The organism is Rathayibacter sp. Leaf299 (assembly GCF_001423055.1).
In the GTDB taxonomy this organism is placed as follows: domain Bacteria; phylum Actinomycetota; class Actinomycetes; order Actinomycetales; family Microbacteriaceae; genus Rathayibacter; species Rathayibacter caricis.
The window spans coordinates 214,663-230,707 of the sequence record NZ_LMNT01000002.1 but is presented as its reverse complement, the minus strand read 5'-3'; the positions used below and the strand labels follow the sequence as shown (position 1 = coordinate 230,707).

The window sequence follows — 16,045 nt, the reverse complement described above, 5'->3', positions numbered from 1 at the left end:
AGGGACGCGCTCGACGCGGACGGCGCCGATGAGTAGGCCGGGGCCGGTGTCGCCGAGCCGGCTCTCGATCGACCGGCTCTCGCTGGTGACCAAGGTCGCCCGGCTGTACCACGAGGACGGGCTGCGCCAGCCCGAGATCGCGACGCGCCTGCACGTCTCGCAGTCGCGCGTCTCGCGGCTGCTGAAGGAGGCGGTCGCCCTCGGCATCGTGCGCACGATCGTGGTGCCGCCCGCCGGCGTGCACTCCGAGCTGGAGGACACGGTGCGCGACCGCTTCGGCCTGGCCGACGTGGTCGTCGCCGACACGAGCAGCGACGACGAGTACTCGATCCTCGCCGCGCTCAGCGGAGCGGGCGCGGCCTACTTCGAGACGACGCTGACCGGCCACGACCGGGTCGGGATCTCGTCGTGGTCCTCGACCCTGCTCGCGACCGTCGACAAGATGGCGCCGCGCACGGTCAGCACCGCCGACGTGATCGTGCAGGTGCTCGGCGGGCTGGGCACGGCGTCGGTGCAGATGAAGGCCACGCACCTGGTCGAGCGGATGGCGGCCGTCACCGGCGCCTCCCCCGTCTTCTTCTCGGCGCCCGGCATCGTCGCCAGCCGAGGCGCGCGCGACGCGATCCTCGAGGACCAGTTCGCCCGCGAGGTGCTGGACGAGTGGTCGCGCCTGACGGTGCTGATCGCCGGCATCGGCAGCGTCGCCCCCTCCCCCATGCTGAAGGACTCGGGCAACGCGATCTCGGCGACCGAGATCGACGCACTCAGCGAGGCGGGCGCCGTGGGCGACATCTGCCTGCACTTCTTCGACGCGCAGGGCCGCCTGATCGAGACGGGCTTCTCGGAGCGGACGGTCGGCATCGACGCCGCCGCGATGCGCGCGGTGCCGCGTCGGGTCGGCATCGCTGGCGGCGCCCGCAAGTACGAGGCGGTGCGCGCGGCTCTGCGCGGCCGCTGGATCGACGTGATGATCACGGACGTCGACACGGCGCGGAGGCTCGCCGCCGAGCCCGAGGTCTGAGCGCTGCTCGAACGCCGTCGGGACCCGGCGGCGCGCTGCTCACCAGATCGTGAAGCCGCCGTCGGCGAGGAGGTCGTGGCCGGTCACGAACGACGCGGCCGGCGACAGCAGGAACACCGCGGGGCCCGCCATCTCGAACGGCTCCGCGGTGCGCTGCATCGGAGTCTCCGTGGCGAAGACGGCGACCTGGTCGGCCACCTCGGGGCGGGAGTTCATCGGCGTCATCGTGTAGCCGGGGCTGAGCGAGTTCACCCGCACGCCGCGGGTCGCCCACTCGGCCGCGAGCGACTTCGAGAGGTGGATGACCGCGGCCTTCGCGCTGTTGTAGTGCGCCTGCATCAGTCCGCGGTTCGCGATGCTGCCCGACATCGAGGCGATGTTGACGATGGAGCCGCGTCCGTTCTCGAGCATGGCGCGCGCCTCGGCCTGGCTCGAGACGAAGACGCCGGTGACGTCGACGTCGTAGAGCCGCTTCCAGACGTCCAGCTCCATCTCCTCGGCAGGAGCGGCGTTGGCGATGCCCGCGGCGTTGACCGCGAGGGTCAGCGGGCCCAGCTCGGACTGGATCGTGGCGACCGCGGCGGCCATCGACTCCGGGTCGGTGACGTCGGCCGGCACGGCGAGGGCGCGCCCCCCGGCGGCCTCGATGTCGGCGACGGAGGCCGAGAAGTCGGCGCGGGGCAGGTCGACGAGGCCGACCGCTCCGCCGCTCTCGGCGATCCCGAGCGCGATCGCGCGGCCGATGCCGCTGGCGCCTCCGGTGACGAGGGCGACGTCGCCGTCGAGGCGGAAGGAGAGAGTGGGCATGATGCTCCTGATCGGGGTGGTGGACGGGTTCAGACGGTGGCGAGCGACATGACCGCGGCGGCCGAGGCGGAGTCGCCGTCGAGGATGCCCTGGTTGCGGCCGCGGGCGAGGACCATGACGCGGTGGGCGAGGCCGAGGACCTCGTCGAGGTCGGAGCTGACGACGATGACGGCCGTGCCGCCCTCGGCGAGGTCGCGGATGATCTCGTAGATCGAGGCCCGCGCGCCGACGTCGATGCCGCGGGTCGGCTCGTCGAGGATCACGACCTTGGGGCTGCGTTCCAGCCATTTGCCGATGACGACCTTCTGCTGGTTGCCGCCGGACATCGACGACGCGGCCTGGCCGAGCTGGCCCTTCACTCCCATCTTCTGCGAGATGGCGCTCGCCATGGCGAGCATCCGCTTCGGGGAGACCCAGCCGCCGCCGTCCTTCACCTTGTCGAGGTTGGGGAGGGTGATGTTCTCGGTGATGCTCTGCTCGAGCACGAGGCCCTGCTGCTTGCGGTCCTCCGGGATGAGGACGATGCCCTCGCGGATCGCGTCGCTCGGGCGGTGCGGGCGGAGGTTCCTGCCCTGGATCGTGATGGTGCCCGCCGAGACGCCGTCGGCGCCTCCGATCGCGCGGACCAGCTCGGTGCGGCCGGCGCCGACGATGCCGGCGATGCCGAACACCTCGCCCTCGCGGACCTCGAAGCTGACGTCCTCGAAGCGGCCGTTGCTGCCGGTGAGGCCGTCGATGCCCAGGACCACGCGGGGACGGGGCGCCGCGATCTCGGGGAACAGGCGCTCGACCGAGCGGCCGACCATCTGCTCGACGAGCTGGTCGGGGTGAATGCGGCCGTCCTCGTGCTCGGCGATCTTGCGGCCGTCGCGCAGTACGACGATGCGGTCGGCGATCTGCGCGATCTCGGCGAGGCGGTGGCTGACGTAGACGAACGAGACGCCCTCGGCGCGGAGCGAGCGGACGGTCGCGAACAGCGCGTCCGTCTCGGCCTGGCCGAGCGCGGCGGTCGGCTCGTCGAGGATGAGCAGGCGCGCGTTCAGCATCAGCGCCTTGGCGATCTCGACCTGCTGCGCGCCGGCGACGCTCAGCTCGCGCACGAGCTGGTCCATCCGGCCCTGGAAGCCCAGGCGGCGCAGGTGCACCTCGGCCTGCTCGCGCATGGCCTTCGCGTTCACGAAGCCGGCCCTGCCGGGCCAGCGACCGATGACCACGTTCTCGGCGACGGTCAGGTCGCCGAGCAGCCGGGTCTCCTGGTGGATCAGCCCGATGCCGGCGGCGATCGCCTCGGCGGGGCTCGACGGCGAGTACGGCTCGCCGCGCCAGGTCATCGATCCGCTCGTCGGCGCCGTGACGCCCGCGATGATCGAGGAGAGCGTGGACTTGCCCGCGCCGTTCTCGCCCAGGAGCGCGACGACCTCTCCCGGCCGGATCTCGAGGTCGACCCCGTCCAGGGCGGTCGTCCCGGGGTAGATCTTGGTCGCTCCGGTGACGACGAGCCCCGGCTCGGTCGAGCGCGGCGAGGTCTGCTGCTCCATGGTGCATCTCCTTCGATGTCGGCGGGAGGAAGAGGGGAGGCGGGCGGCGCCGGGTGGGCGCCGCCCGCCGGTGGTGGTTACGGGTGGGTGGTGATGAAGGGCTCGACGTTGTCCTTCGTGGTCAGGACACCCTCCTGCAGCTGCTCGGCGGGCACCTCTCCGCCGTCGGCCAGCTCGAGAGCCGACTCGAGGGCGAGCTTGCCCATGCCCTGGGTGGGCTGGGTGATGGTGGCGCCGAGGGTGCCGTCCTTCACGGCCTCCAGGCCCGCCTTGTCACCGTCGAAGCCGACGACGAGGATGTCGTCGCGTCCCGCGGCACGGGCGGCGGCGGAGGCGCCGAGCGCGAGCGCGTCGGCCCGGCCGAAGAAGACCGTGATGTCGGGGTTCGACTGCAGCATGTCGGTGGCGATGTCGTAGCCCTCGTCCTGCGCCCACTGGAGCGACGCCTGGCGGGCGACCTCCTTCATCCCGGGCGCCTTCTCGATGGCCGTGGTGAAGCCCTCGTCGCGCGCGAGCTCGGGCGTCGTGCCGACCTGGCCCTGGATGACGCCGATGTTGGCCTCTCCGCCGGTCTGCTCGACGACCCAGTCGCCGAGCGCCTCGGCCGCAGCGACGCTGTCGGTCGCGATGAAGGTGTCGCCGGGCGACCCCTCCGGGTTGCGGTCGACGGTGACGATCGGGATGCCGGCCGAGTTCGCCGCGCGAACGGGGACGGTCGCGGCGGTCGCTCCGGCCGGGATGTAGATGATCGCGCTGACGCCCTGGGTGATGAAGTCCTGGATCTGGCTGACCTGGGTGTCGGAGTCGCCCTTGGCGTCCGAGACGATGACCTTGACGCCCTGCGCCTCGGCCTCGGCCTCGACCGACTGGCGGATCTGGTTGAAGAAGTCGGCCTGGAGGTTCGCGACGGCCAGGCCGACGGTCTTCTCGCCGTCCTCGCCGCCGCCGGCGGTCGAGGCGCAGCCGGTGAGCAGGGCGGCTGCGGCGACGAGCGTCACGGCGCCCGCGGTGATCTTGCGGAACATGGTTCTCCTTGGTGGGGTGAGGGCGACCGACTCTGGTCGCCCCGGGAGGGGTGGGTGGGAGGGAGGGAGCGCTAGGCGCGCTTGCGGCGCAGGACGTCGGCCATGACCGCGATCGCGATCACGAGGCCGATGACGATCTGCTGGAGGAACGGCGAGACGCCGATGAGGTTCAGGCCGTTGCGGAGGAATCCGATGATCAGGACGCCGATCACGGTGCCGGTGATCCGGCCGACGCCGCCGGTGAGGCTCGCGCCGCCGATGACGACCGCCGCGATGACGTCGAGCTCGTAGCCGGTGCCCGCGGTGGGCTGGGAGGAGTCGAGGCGCGTCGCGAGGACGATGCCGCCGACTCCGGCGAGCGCGCCCGCCGCGACGTACACCCAGGTCGTGACCCGCTTCACGGGGATGCCGGCGAGGCGCGAGACCTCGGGGCCGCCTCCGATCGCGAACACCGACCGGCCGCCGACGCGGTACTTCAGGTAGGCCCACGCGGCGATGTACAGCGCGATGACGACCATGATCGTGACCGAGAAGAAGCCCAGGAAGCGGTTCGCCGAGAGGTTGAAGAACCACTCCGGGTAGCCGACGATCTGCTGGCCGTCGGTGATCATGTTCGCCAGGCCCCGCGCGATCGACATCATCGCGAGCGTGGCGATGAACGGCGGGAGCTTGGCGATCGTGATCCCGAGGCCGTTCAGCGCTCCGGCGAGACCGCCGACGGCGATCGCGGCGAGCATCGCCAGCGGCAGCGGCCAGCCGCCGTCGTGCGAGAGCCAGCCGAGCACCATCGTCGACAGGCCCAGGATCGCGCCGACCGAGAGGTCGATGCCTCCGGTGATGATGACGAGCGTCGCGCCGATGGCGAGGATGCCCAGCACCGTGACCTGGTCGACCACGTTGACGAGGTTGCGGGCGGTGAAGAAGTTGGGCGCCACGATCGACAGGACGATGAACAGGGCGATGAGGCCGATGAAGCTCCCGGCGCTCCCGCCGAAGTAGGAGGAGACCGGCCGTCGCCCTGTCGGGGTGATCACCGGGTCCTTCAGCAGTGGGGTCTGGATTGACATTGCATGCTCCGTTGGATGAGAGGAGAGAAGGAGGGAGGGGGCGGGACGGGTCAGTTCATGAACATGCCGCCGTCGATGTTGACGGTCTGGCCGGTGATGTACGAGGCGGCGTCGGAGGCGAGGAAGAGCAGCAGGTTCGCGACGTCGGCGGCCTCGGCGGGGCGCTTGAGCGGGATGTCGTCGATCCACTCCTGGATCAGCTCGCCCGGCGCGTAGTCGCCCAGCCGGCGGCCCCACTCGCGGTCGTTGTAGTCCCACATGTCGGTCTTGACGATGCCGGGGCAGTAGGCGTTGACCCGGACCCCGTCCTTGGCGAGCTCCTTCGCGAGCGACTGGGTGAGCCCGATCACTCCGAACTTGCTGGCCGCGTAGTGCGGAGTGAAGATGAAGCCCTGCCGCGCCTGGCCCGACGCGGCGTTGAGGATCACCGCGTGCTGGCTCTTGCGCAGCAGCGGAGCGGCCTCGCGGCAGCAGAGGAACATCGCCGTCGTGTTGACGGTCAGCACCCGCTGGAAGTCGGCCAGGCTCAGGTCGTCGAGGTCCGAGATGGTGATGATGCCGGCGTTGTTGACGAGGACGTCGAGGCGGCCCCAGCGCTCGGCGGCGTCGGCGAACACCGCGCGCACCGCCTCCTCGTCGGTGACGTCGGCGACGACTCCGTGCGCGTCGTACCCGGCCTCGCGCAGCTCCTGCGCGGCCTGCTCGACGACCGCGTCGCGGTCGATCAGCAGCACGGAGGCGCCGGACTCGGCGAAGGCGCGGGCGAGGGCGAGGCCGATGCCGCGTCCGGATCCCGTGACGGCGGCGACCCGACCGGTGAAGTGGTCGAGGTAGATCGGTGAGGCGACCGTGTCGGTCATGGCGTGCTCCTTTGCATGCGGGGAGAAGAAGAGTGGTGCGGGCTAGAGCAGCGAGTGCTCGCGGTGCTCGGCGGGCACGGGCGGCTGGTGGCGGGCCCGGGCGACCGCCTCGAGCCAGCGGGCCCGGCGGCGCTCGGCGGGCAGCGGATCCGCGGAGCCGGTGAACGAGAACCGCGCCGGACGCACGCTCTCGAGCCGGGCGGGGGTCCAGAGTCCGATCGAGAGGCCGGCGAGGTGCGCGACTCCGAGTGCCGACAGCTCGGCGACGGTGGACCGGGCGACGGTGCGCCCGCCGAGGTCGGCCTGCTGCTGCATGAGCCAGTCGTTCCGCGAGGGGCCGCCGTCGGCGAGGATCGTGTCGATCGGGCGTCCGGTGAGCGCCTCGGCGGCGCGCAGCACGTCGTCGATCTGCAGGACGATCGACTCGAAGGCCGCCCGGGCGAGGTGCGCCGGAGTGGTGCCGAGGTCGAATCCGGTGAGGACCGCGGTGGCCGCGGCGTCCCACCAGGGCGCGCCGAGGCCCGCGAAGGCCGGAACGAGGGCGACGCCGTGCGCGTCGTCGACCGTCCTGGCCAGCTGGTCGAGCTCGTCGGCGCTGCGGCCGAGCAGGCGCGAGAGCCACAGCACGGTCGCTCCGGTCGAGAGGACGTTGCCCTCGAACGCCCGGACGGCCCCGGTCGCCGGGTCGCCGAGCGCCCACGCGACGGTGCGGGCGAGGGTGTCGGAGTCGCCGAGGTCGCCGTCGGCCGAGATCCCCATGATCGAGGAGCCGGTGCCGTAGGTCGCCTTCACCGAGCCGGGCTCGCGGACGCCGTGGGCGAAGAGCGCGGCGTGCGAGTCTCCGAGCACGGCGTCGATGCGCACGCCCTGGGCGAGGGCCGCCACGCCGACGATCGGAGCGGTCGGCTCGTCCGACGCGGCGAGGCGCGGCAGCGCGGCCCGCGGGATCCGGAACAGGGCGAGCAGGTCGTCGTCCCAGTCGACCGTGCGGACGTCGAGCAGCTGGGTGCGGCTCGCGTTGCCCGCCTCGATCCGGTGCTCGCCCGTGAGCCGGGCGATCAGCCAGGAGTCGACCGTGCCCAGCGCGAGGCGGCCCGCGCTGCTGAGGCTGCGGTCGGGGTCGACCGCGTCGAGCAGCCACTCGAACTTGAGTGCCGAGAACATGGGGTCCAGCGGGAGGCCCGAGACGCGGCGCACCCACGGGCCGTCGCCGGCCGCGAGCAGCTCCTCCGCCCGGGCGAGCGTGCGCCGGTCCTGCCAGCCCAGGACGGGGCCGAGGGCCTCGCCCGTGACCCGGTCCCAGACGACCGCGGACTCGCGCTGGTTCGCGAGCCCGACCGACACGATCCGCTCGCCGAGCGTGCCCGCGAGCGTCTCGAGGGTGCTCGTGACGCTGCGGAGGATCTCCTCGGCGTCCTGCTCCACCCAGCCGGCCGCGGGGTGGAGCTGGCGGAGCTCGACGGCGGCCGACGCGATGATCGCGCCGGAGGCGTCGACGGCGACGGACTTCGTCGAGCTCGTGCCCTGATCGACCGCGACGACGACGGCGTCGTCGCGAAGGGAGTCAGCCATTGCTCACGGCTTCCCGCGCGGCGCGCGCGATGCCCTCGACGCTCAGCCCGAAGTGCTCGAGCAGGAACTCGGTGTCGCCCGTGGGTGCGAACTCGGTGAGCCCGAGGATCCGGAGGGGGACACGGGCACCGCCGCCGAGCTGCGACACGATCGACGCCACGCCGGCACCGAGGCCGCCGGCGATGTTCGCCTCCTCCGCCGTGACGATGGCGCGGGTCTCGTTCGCGGCGGCCGTGACGGCCTCGACGTCGAAGGGCGCGATGTAGGAGGCGTTCAGCACGCGGGTCGAGAACCCCTGGCCGTCGAGCAGCTCGGCCGCCTGGACCGCCCGCGACACGAGCGTGCCGGTCGCGATGATCGTGACGTCGGTGCCCTCGCGGACCGTCTGGAAGCGGCCGCGCTCGAGCGTCGACTCCGGAGTGGACACGTCGGGCACCTTGTGCCGGCCGACGCGGAGGAAGGTGGGGCGCGGGTCGGCGACGGCCTGGCGCACGGCGAGACGGGTCTGATGGCGATCGGCCGGGACGATGATGTCCAGTCCCGGCAGCGCGCGCAGCCAGCTGAGGTCCTCGACCGAGTGGTGGGTCGGGCCGAGCTCGCCGTAGGCCATGCCGGGCGACATGCCGCAGAGGATCACCTTGTGCTGGCTGTAGGCGACGTCGGCCTTGACCTGCTCGAGCGAGCGGCCGGTGAGGAACGGGCTCGCCGCACAGACGAAGGGGATGTACCCGGCGCTCGCGAGACCGGCCCCGACGCCGACGAGGGCCTGCTCGGCGATCCCGACGTTGATCAGCCGGTCGGGGAACTCGCTCTTGAACGCCCCGAGGTTGGAGGAGCCGACGGAGTCGTTGCAGACCGCGACGATGCGCTCGTCGGTGCGGGCGAGCTCGATGAGCTCCTCCGCGAACGCGACCCTGTTGTCGTAGGCGGCGACGGTCGACACGGTGGTCGTCTCCCTGCTCATGCGAGTTCCTCCAGTGCCAGGACGACCTGCTCGGCCGACGGGACTTTGTGATGCCATTCGACGCGGTCCTCGATGAAGGAGACGCCCTTGCCCTTGATGGTGTTCGCGATGACCGCGACCGGCTTGCCGGTGGTCGAGGGCCCGAAGGCCTCGAGGAGCTGGCCCCAGTCGTGGCCGTCGATGATGCGCAGCTCGAAGCCGAAGGCGAGGAGCTTCTCGTCCAGCGGGTCGAGCGAGGAGGTGTCCTCGGTGCGGGCACCCTGCTGGAGGCGGTTGCGGTCGACGATCGCGGTGAGGTTGTCGAGGCCGTAGTGGGCGGCCGTCATGAGGGCCTCCCAGTTGCTGCCCTCCTGCATCTCGCCGTCGCCCATGACGGCGAAGACGCGGGAGCCGTCCTGGCTGAGCTTGGCCGCGAGGGCCTGGCCGACGGCGACGGGCAGACCGTGACCGAGCGGACCGGTGTTGGTCTCGACTCCGGGGACCTTGTTGCGGTTGGGGTGGCCGTTGAGGGCCGAGAGCGGGGCCATGAACGTCGTGAGCTCGCTCGGGGAGAAGTAGCCGCAGCTCGCGAGAGTCGCGTAGAGCGCCGCGGCGCAGTGGCCCTTGCTGAGGATGAAGCGGTCGCGACCGGGCTTGGCGGGGTCGGACGGGTCGATGCGGAGCGTCGAGTTGAACAGCGTCGTGAGGATGTCGGTGACCGAGAAGTCGCCGCCGATGTGGCCGAGGCCGGCGGTGTCGATCATGCGGACGATGTCGCGGCGGGTGTGCCGCGCGCGCTCGTCGAGGAGGCGGTCGCGGACGTCGGCCGGCGCCTGTGCCAGTTCGGAGGTCAGCTCTCGCCATCGAGCGAGCTGACCGGTGTCGGCTTCGAGCATTTGAATACCTATTCAGTAGCGGGTGAACGTGCTGTCTGTGGTCGTGACTTTATACACGGGCGGCGCCGGATGGCAATGCTTTCGGGCGGATCGAGCCCGGATCGCGCTCGGTTCGCGCTCGGTCCGCGCTCGGTCCGCGCTCTTTGACACGCCCCGCGGCCTCGCGATACGCTCGGCGGGCACTTGTGTGAAACGATTCACGCACCCCTCCGAACGAAGGAGCCGCTCGATGTCGAGTGACGTCCCCCTCACCCGGGTCTGCTTCCAGCTCCAGGTGAAGCCCGACCGCCTCGAGGAGTACAAGGAGCGCCACGCGGCCGTGTGGCCCGACATGCTGAGGGCCCTGAAGGCCACCGGCTGGAACAACTACTCGCTCTTCGTCCGCGAGGACGGGCTGCTCATCGGCTACGTCGAGACGCCCTCGATCGTCGACGCGCAGGCCGCCATGGCCCGCACCGAGGTCAACGCCCGCTGGCAGGCCGAGATGGGCGAGTTCTTCGTCGACCTCGACGGCGCGCCGGACGAGGGCTTCCTCCCCCTGACCGAGGTCTTCCACCTGGAGGACCAGCTCGCGGCGCTCGACGCCGCTCCCACCCCTCTCGCAGAAGGACACGCCTCGTGACCGAACTCACCCCCGACGTCCTCGCCCAGCTCGAGCAGCAGGCGATCGAACTGCCCTCGTGGGCCTTCGGCAACGCCGGCACCCGCTTCAAGGTGTTCGCCACTCCCGGCACGCCCCGCACCATCGAGGAGAAGATCTCGGACGCGGCGACCGTCAACGAGCTCACCGGACTGGCGCCGACCGTCGCGCTGCACATCCCGTGGGACAAGGTGGACGACTACTCGGCGCTCGGCGACTACGCCGCGTCGAAGGGCGTGGCGCTGGGCACCATCAACTCCAACACCTTCCAGGACGACGACTACAAGTTCGGCTCGCTCACGCACTCCGACCCGGTGATCCGCCAGAAGGCGATCGACCACCACCTCGCCTGCATCGACATCATGGACGCGACCGGCTCGCGCGACCTCAAGATCTGGCTCGCCGACGGCTCGAACTACCCCGGCCAGCAGGACATCCGCGGCCGCCAGGACCGTCTCGCCGACTCCCTCGCGACCATCTACGAGCGCCTGGGCGCCGAGCAGCGGATGGTGCTCGAGTACAAGTTCTTCGAGCCCGCGTTCTACCACATGGATGTGCCGGACTGGGGCACCTCGTACGCGCACGTGGCCGCCCTGGGCGACCGCGCACTGGTCTGCCTCGACACCGGCCACCACGCTCCCGGCACCAACATCGAGTTCATCGTCGCCCAGCTGCTGCGCCTCGGGAAGCTCGGCTCGTTCGACTTCAACTCGCGCTTCTACGCCGACGACGACCTGATCGTCGGAGCCGCCGACCCGTTCCAGCTGTTCCGGATCCTCTTCGAGGTGGTGCGCGGAGGCGGCTACGGCCCCGACTCGCCCGTCGCATTCATGCTCGACCAGTGCCACAACGTCGAGGACAAGATCCCCGGCCAGATCCGCTCGGTGCTCAACGTGCAGGAGATGACAGCGCGCGCGCTGCTCGTCGACCGCGCGGAGCTCGAGAAGGCGCAGCTCGCGGGCGACGTGCTCGGCGCGAACGGGATCCTGATGGACGCCTTCTACTCGGACGTGCGCCCGGCCCTCGCCGCCTGGCGCGAGACCCGCGGCCTGCCCGCGGACCCGATGCGCGAGTACGCCGCGTCGGGCCGCGCCGAGCAGCTCGCCGCCGAGCGCGTCGGCGGCACCCAGTCCAGCTGGGGCGCCTGACGCCCCGCCTCCCCTGCTGATCGAGCATCCCGCGCAGCGGGCGTCTCGAGATCCCCGTCACCCGTACCCCCGGCGAACGCGGGTCTCGATACGCCCCTCCGGGGCTACTCGATCAGCAAGCGGGATCTGAGGGGACGCAGAACCAAGGCTGAGCGGCCGATGGCACGGATCGGCGCGGAACCGCGACGCTCAGCCTTACTTCTACAGCCCGGGCTGGCGCACCGCGCGACGTCCGGCGCCATCCCGCCCCGGCCCTCGCGTCGCTGCTACTGTGGAGTCAATCGACCCCCTCCCAAGCCTCTCCACGATGCTCACACGGGAGGGGCCTTTTCTTTGTCCCGAGGAGGCCGACGTGGGCCTCAAGCCCGGTCTCTCCTCCCCGCAGCTGGTGCGCCTTCTCCTCGACCGCGGTCTCGAGATCGCCGATCCGGACGCCTGCGCCCGCTTCCTCGACGTGCAGGGCTACTACCGGTTCTCCGGATACCTCCGGTACTTCCAGCGCGCACCCCACCGCGGAGACGACCGCTTCGAAGAGGGGAGCACGTTCGAGGCGGTCAGGGCGGTCTACGACGCGGACGCACTCCTCCGCGAGACGCTCACGGGCCCGCTGGCTCGTGCCGAGTTGCTCCTGAGGAGCCGGACTGCTCAGGCGATCGCCGAGATCCACGGTCCGTACCGCACCTACCTCGAGACGAGCTTCTACACCGACGCGCCGAGCGCGGAGCCGACAGCCGAGTCGTGCCTGAAGGACATCGAGCGGAGCAGGGAGCGGCACATCCTGCGATACAGGGACTCCACCACAGGCACGAGGTTCGACGAGCTGCCGGTGTGGTCGGCCGTGGAGGCCTGGTCGTTCGGCACGCTGTCGAAGTGCATCGAGCGCGGAGACGGAGGAGCGCTGTCCGCAGCAGTGGCAGCGCGTCTCGGCGCGGCCCGGTCCGGCTTCGCCTCCCGCGTGAGAGCTCTGGTCTACCTGCGCAACAGATGCGCCCATCACAGTTGCCTCTGGAACCACTCGCTCATCGATGCGGGCCCCACACCCAACAACGTCCGCGCGAAGGCGAAGCGCCTCGCCGGCCAGTTCGATCCGCGCTCAGTGCTCGACGCGGTCGCGTCTCTCGACGACATCCTCCGCCGGGGCGAGGGCGGGCTTCCCGCACTGCCCAGCCTGGTCGAGAAGCACGCCTCCCACGCAGTGCTGTGGCGGGGTCTCGCCGCACCGCAGAGCCCGCGCGATCACACCGCGGCCACCGCGCCCGCTCAGTGACGTGCTCGCTGCGGAGGCGCGCACCGCGTCGATCCGCTGATGCCTCACTTCTGCGGGTCGGGCCCGCGCACCGCGCGGCTCAGGGCCTCGATCACGTCGTGCGCCGCCTCGCGGCCCGCGCGGGTGGGCACCAGCGGGTAGACGTGGAGCTGGCCGACGGCCTCGTGCAGCTCGAACGGCACGCCGACCGCCGCGGCCTTCGCCGCCAGCAGGTGCACGTCGGGGTTCAGCACGTCGCGGGTGCCGGTGAACACGGTCAGCGGCCCGAGTCCCGCGTACTCCCCGAACAGCGGGCTCACCGCCGCATCGAGCAGGTCGAGCTCCCCGCGCCAGTGCTCCGCGAGCACGCGGCCGCCGGGGGTGCCGAGCCACGGATCGGTCGGCTGCACCTCCGGGATGCGCGGGTTGCTCCACGAGAGGTCCAGCGCCGGCGAGATCAGCACGGTGCGCGGCAGCACCACCCCCTCGTCGCGGAGCGCCAGCGCCGTCGACAGCGCGATCTGCCCGCCGGCGGAGTCGCCCGCGAGGCAGGTGGGTCCGTAACGCTCCAGGCTCCTGCGCACCAGGGCGAGCACACCGTCGCGCGCTTCGAGAGCGGTGCCGAACGGCACCAGCGGGTAGATCGGCAGCGTGACGGCGATCGACGCCTCCGCCGCGATGCGGGCCGCGAGCCGCCAGTGCTGCGGGTGGATCTCGTTGACCCAGCCGCCGCCGTGCGCGTACACCGTCCCTCCGACCACGCGGCCCCGCGGAACCAGCGTGTACACGGGCCATCCGTCGACGTGCTCGACGTCCACGCGGATCCCGGACGCCAGCCGCGCCGGCGGCCCGTACGGCGCGGGCCGCAGCTCCGCCTCGCGGATCCGCCGCCGGGCCCCCTCCTCGGTCACGAACGTGCGGTTCGCGCGGGCGAGCCGCAGCGCGAGCGGGACGAGGGCGTCGGGCACCGTGAGGGTCATCCCGCGAGCATCACCGACGGCAGTGGGCGGACGCTGGACGTCAGCGGCGCCGGTCAGCGGCACCCATTCGAGCTGGGGCGCCGGACGCCCCGCGCGTGTGCTTGCGCCTCCCGACGAGACGAGGGCACACGCGCAAGACCTCCATGCATAACGCAGTCGATCCTCACATAGGTACGGACGAGGCCCAGACTCCATTCGGCCCCGCGTATGACTGGGTGATCGTGCCGTTGACGCCTCTCCAGAACAAATTCTCGAAGCCGTTGCTCCGATAGATCAGCGCCATCGGAGACGCGACGCCGCTGGTCGAAGGCAGTTGAGAGGGCGTCGACCAGTTCGTCGAGTACCAGACGTGCCAGGGCGTGCCGTTCGTCGAGGCGTAAGCGACGTCTACCGTCGAGCCCGAGACCACTGCCACAGGGTCTCCGGACACGTTCGTGGCAAGAGACGTCCCAGTCGCCTGCCAAGCAGTTCCATCGAAGTAGGACTGGCGGAGCGTGCTGCCGTCACCGCGCCAGAAGACGTTGATCCGCGCCGCGCGGACGACGGCAGTCGGAGTGCCTGCGAGCGGGCCGTCCTGAGGGAGCGCCGTGGCCGGCTGCCAGGGTCCGCCGTTCGCTTGGTAGACGTGCTGCAAAGCTCGGTTCGCACCCGCGAAGAAGACGTCGACTCCAGCGTTGGTGATGACCGCGAACGGATCACTCGCAAGATTGCTCGCGAGGACGGGCGACACAGCCCAGGCTCCGTTCTGGAAGTAGCTCTGACAGAGGCCGCCGTTAACATTCCGATAGAAGACGTTGATGGTCCCGTCCGGCCTCCGCACAACCGAGGGGCGCCCGGCGATGTCGACCAGAGTCGGCAACACGGAATCCCCGGCCCAATTCGCCCCGGTGAACCAGTTGTGGTGAAGCTTGTTATCCGTTCCGCCGTAGAACACGTCGTGCGTGCTCGTTCCCGTGCTCACGACCGTAGGCGCGGTCTTCAGAGAACCGCCCAGCGATTCATTACCACTCCAGCCATTGCCGACGTTGTAGCGGTGATAGAGAGTCGGGTTGGAGTCGGATCCTCGCCAGTAAACGTCCATGGTCTCACCGCGCCCCAGCACGCTCATCGCGGCTTTCGCGGAGTCCGTGGAACTCGGTGCGGACGGCGAGAAATAGTCCCACGGATTCCGCCGCACTCCACTCGGATCTACGAGGTGCCAATGCAAGTGTTCGGCAACATTGCCTGTGTTTCCCGTATAGGCCACGACATCGCCCGCATTGAAATGCTGCCCGTCCACTCCGACGTAGGTGGAGAGATGCGAGAACACATCGTGCCAACCGGGATTGGAGTCGTGCTCGAATCGGCAGCTGTTCCCAGCGCTCCCGTTGTTGGGAACCCGCCGCATCGTGCCTGCAGTGCGCGCGATGACCGGAGTGCCAATGGCCGCGACGATGTCCACCCCGCCACGAGCGCCAGCGGTGCGGTTGAGATGATGCTGCCACGAGACATATGGATCGCGCTCATCGCTCGCGATGACTGTCGACGGACTGGCTTTCTGATAGTTGTTGAGCGCCATCATCGGACCTCTTCTTCGATCATCACGTCACGCACGGCAATTCCAGTCCTGCCATGTCGTGACCGCGACTTCCGCATCGGCGGGAGTCGCGGTCACGAGAACGGTCGCCGCACCTCCCGCGACTCCCGCTAGTACGACGAGACGTCGAGTAACAGTGGTTGCCCCCTCAGGAGCGAATGATTCGATCATTGCGCCATCTAAGCACTCTCGACTCCGGTCGAGTCAAACGTTTTTCCTCCAGGCGCGCGACGTCGCTGGAAAAAGAGCTCGACAACCGCCAACGATCAGTGCTTCGCGCTGGTTCAGGCACTCCTTCGGGGGTGTGTCGGAGGGAGGGAATGAGCGCTTCTCGCATTGGCCGATGAACTACATACGGGGGCTGGCGCGACTTAAGTCTCAGGAGTATTTCGAGTATACGCGTATTACCATTGAAAGATGTCGATCACCATCTTCGACGACGTGGATCACCGGCGAGGAACACAGGCATCGATCCCCGGACTCGCAATGCGGACCATCATCGGGTCCGCCCACTGCGGGGAGGGCTGTGGGAGCGCCGGGACAGCGAGAGCGCGATCCATCGACACATCCGGCGGATGAGTCACATGCGGCCAGTGTCCGCGGTCAGCCGCCCAGCGCCGACTCGCGGGCGACCATCCCCGGAGCGAGAACGGGGCGGCGGTCGGCGCCGTCTGAGCTCGAGCAGGTGCTGCGCGACCAGGCGTCCGCCCGCGACGTCGTCGACCG

General features: G+C 70.4%; 14 protein-coding genes. 4 read left to right on the top strand and 10 right to left on the bottom strand.

Features of this window, described 5'->3' with window-relative positions; translation table 11 throughout:
- Nucleotides 1-28: 28 nt before the first annotated feature.
- Nucleotides 29-1,021, top strand: coding sequence for a sugar-binding transcriptional regulator (locus tag ASF48_RS08355; protein ID WP_055789699.1), 993 nt, complete (start codon nt 29-31; stop codon nt 1,019-1,021).
- A 39-nt stretch (nt 1,022-1,060) separates the two neighbouring features.
- Here the strand turns inward: ASF48_RS08355 and ASF48_RS08350 are convergent, their stop codons facing one another.
- From ASF48_RS08350 to ASF48_RS08315, 8 genes are all read right to left on the bottom strand, one after another.
- Nucleotides 1,061-1,828, bottom strand: a complete 768-nt coding sequence (locus tag ASF48_RS08350; protein ID WP_055789696.1) for an SDR family oxidoreductase — start codon at nt 1,826-1,828, stop codon at nt 1,061-1,063.
- Nucleotides 1,829-1,857: 29 nt separating this feature from the next.
- Complete coding sequence (locus ASF48_RS08345) at nt 1,858-3,366, bottom strand: sugar ABC transporter ATP-binding protein (protein WP_055789692.1); 1,509 nt, start codon at nt 3,364-3,366, stop codon at nt 1,858-1,860.
- Between the two features lie 77 nt (nt 3,367-3,443).
- The gene (locus ASF48_RS08340) at nt 3,444-4,391 is read right to left on the bottom strand and encodes a substrate-binding domain-containing protein (protein ID WP_055789689.1); all 948 of its coding nucleotides are present in this window, start codon (nt 4,389-4,391) and stop codon (nt 3,444-3,446) included.
- 71 nt (nt 4,392-4,462) lie between these two features.
- Nucleotides 4,463-5,458 (bottom strand): ABC transporter permease, encoded by a 996-nt coding sequence (locus ASF48_RS08335; RefSeq protein WP_055789685.1) that lies wholly within the window; start codon nt 5,456-5,458, stop codon nt 4,463-4,465.
- Nucleotides 5,459-5,508: 50 nt separating this feature from the next.
- The gene (locus ASF48_RS08330; RefSeq protein ID WP_055789682.1) at nt 5,509-6,318 is read right to left on the bottom strand and encodes an SDR family NAD(P)-dependent oxidoreductase; all 810 of its coding nucleotides are present in this window, start codon (nt 6,316-6,318) and stop codon (nt 5,509-5,511) included.
- A 42-nt stretch (nt 6,319-6,360) separates the two neighbouring features.
- Nucleotides 6,361-7,890, bottom strand: coding sequence for an FGGY family carbohydrate kinase (locus ASF48_RS08325; RefSeq protein ID WP_055789678.1), 1,530 nt, complete (start codon nt 7,888-7,890; stop codon nt 6,361-6,363).
- Complete coding sequence (locus ASF48_RS08320; protein ID WP_055789675.1) at nt 7,883-8,854, bottom strand: transketolase family protein; 972 nt, start codon at nt 8,852-8,854, stop codon at nt 7,883-7,885. Before ASF48_RS08320 ends, ASF48_RS08325 begins: the two co-directional genes overlap by 8 nt.
- Entirely contained in the window at nt 8,851-9,729 is an 879-nt protein-coding gene (locus ASF48_RS08315; RefSeq protein ID WP_082481138.1) for a transketolase, read from the bottom strand. Before ASF48_RS08315 ends, ASF48_RS08320 begins: the two co-directional genes overlap by 4 nt.
- Nucleotides 9,730-9,958: 229 nt before the next feature.
- On the opposite strand from ASF48_RS08315, the gene ASF48_RS08310 reads away from it, so the two are divergent.
- From ASF48_RS08310 to ASF48_RS08300, 3 genes are all read left to right on the top strand, one after another.
- Nucleotides 9,959-10,351 (top strand): L-rhamnose mutarotase, encoded by a 393-nt coding sequence (locus tag ASF48_RS08310; protein ID WP_055789672.1) that lies wholly within the window; start codon nt 9,959-9,961, stop codon nt 10,349-10,351.
- The gene (gene rhaI / locus ASF48_RS08305) at nt 10,348-11,517 is read left to right on the top strand and encodes an L-rhamnose isomerase (protein ID WP_055789668.1); all 1,170 of its coding nucleotides are present in this window, start codon (nt 10,348-10,350) and stop codon (nt 11,515-11,517) included. The genes ASF48_RS08310 and rhaI overlap by 4 nt, the downstream gene beginning before the upstream one ends.
- 352 nt (nt 11,518-11,869) lie before the next feature.
- Nucleotides 11,870-12,784 carry an Abi family protein gene (locus ASF48_RS08300; RefSeq protein ID WP_235577214.1) on the top strand — a complete coding sequence of 305 codons (915 nt, stop codon included), beginning with the start codon at nt 11,870-11,872 and terminating at the stop codon, nt 12,782-12,784.
- Between the two features lie 44 nt (nt 12,785-12,828).
- Here the strand turns inward: ASF48_RS08300 and ASF48_RS08295 are convergent, their stop codons facing one another.
- Nucleotides 12,829-13,743: an alpha/beta hydrolase fold domain-containing protein gene (locus ASF48_RS08295; protein ID WP_055789662.1), complete on the bottom strand. Its 915-nt coding sequence runs from the start codon at nt 13,741-13,743 to the stop codon at nt 12,829-12,831.
- Nucleotides 13,744-13,906: 163 nt separating this feature from the next.
- On the bottom strand, nt 13,907-15,304 hold the full coding sequence (locus tag ASF48_RS18975) for a peptidoglycan DD-metalloendopeptidase family protein (protein WP_082481137.1): 1,398 nt from the start codon (nt 15,302-15,304) through the stop codon (nt 13,907-13,909).
- Between the last annotated feature and the right edge of the window lie 741 nt (nt 15,305-16,045).

What these genes read in the sequence shown, in the direction of transcription:
- ASF48_RS08315 (WP_082481138.1), bottom strand. Translation starts at nt 9,729, where the DNA reads ATGCTCGAAGCCGACACCGGTCAGCTCGCTCGATGGCGAGAGCTGACC.
- ASF48_RS08340 (WP_055789689.1), bottom strand. Translation starts at nt 4,391, where the DNA reads ATGTTCCGCAAGATCACCGCGGGCGCCGTGACGCTCGTCGCCGCAGCC.
- ASF48_RS08355 (WP_055789699.1), top strand. Translation starts at nt 29, where the DNA reads ATGAGTAGGCCGGGGCCGGTGTCGCCGAGCCGGCTCTCGATCGACCGG.
- ASF48_RS08335 (WP_055789685.1), bottom strand. Translation starts at nt 5,458, where the DNA reads ATGTCAATCCAGACCCCACTGCTGAAGGACCCGGTGATCACCCCGACA.
- ASF48_RS18975 (WP_082481137.1), bottom strand. Translation starts at nt 15,304, where the DNA reads ATGATGGCGCTCAACAACTATCAGAAAGCCAGTCCGTCGACAGTCATC.
- ASF48_RS08345 (WP_055789692.1), bottom strand. Translation starts at nt 3,366, where the DNA reads ATGGAGCAGCAGACCTCGCCGCGCTCGACCGAGCCGGGGCTCGTCGTC.
- ASF48_RS08310 (WP_055789672.1), top strand. Translation starts at nt 9,959, where the DNA reads ATGTCGAGTGACGTCCCCCTCACCCGGGTCTGCTTCCAGCTCCAGGTG.
- ASF48_RS08320 (WP_055789675.1), bottom strand. Translation starts at nt 8,854, where the DNA reads ATGAGCAGGGAGACGACCACCGTGTCGACCGTCGCCGCCTACGACAAC.
- ASF48_RS08350 (WP_055789696.1), bottom strand. Translation starts at nt 1,828, where the DNA reads ATGCCCACTCTCTCCTTCCGCCTCGACGGCGACGTCGCCCTCGTCACC.
- ASF48_RS08330 (WP_055789682.1), bottom strand. Translation starts at nt 6,318, where the DNA reads ATGACCGACACGGTCGCCTCACCGATCTACCTCGACCACTTCACCGGT.
- ASF48_RS08295 (WP_055789662.1), bottom strand. Translation starts at nt 13,743, where the DNA reads ATGACCCTCACGGTGCCCGACGCCCTCGTCCCGCTCGCGCTGCGGCTC.
- ASF48_RS08325 (WP_055789678.1), bottom strand. Translation starts at nt 7,890, where the DNA reads ATGGCTGACTCCCTTCGCGACGACGCCGTCGTCGTCGCGGTCGATCAG.